Below are 344 nucleotides of genomic sequence, written 5' to 3' on the forward strand. Positions count from 1 at the left end.
AGCGATCCGCAAAGCGCGCCGACGGCGCTGATGCACAGCCTGAAGCATTACAAGGTGCTGCACGAGCAGAATGTCATCCTGTCGGTTGTCACCGCACCGCAGCCGCTGGTCCCCGACAGCGAGCGCGTCAAGATGGAGACGGTCAACGAGCTGTTCATGCGGGTAACGCTGACCTTCGGCTACATGGAACAGCCCAACATTCCGCGCGCGCTCGCCATCTGCCGCAAGCAGGGCTGGAAGTTCGACATCATGACGACGTCATTCTTCCTGTCGCGGCGCTCGCTCAAGGCATCACCCAATTCCGGCATGCCGGTGTGGCAGGACAAGCTGTTCATCGGGCTGGC

At 61.6% G+C, this 344-nt stretch carries 1 protein-coding gene; it reads left to right on the forward strand.

Annotated elements, in window-relative coordinates:
* A partial coding sequence (locus ACWTU9_RS33320) for a KUP/HAK/KT family potassium transporter (RefSeq protein WP_455862033.1) occupies positions 1–344 on the forward strand: 344 nt, incomplete at both ends.

Source organism: Mesorhizobium sp. 128a (assembly GCF_053848025.1).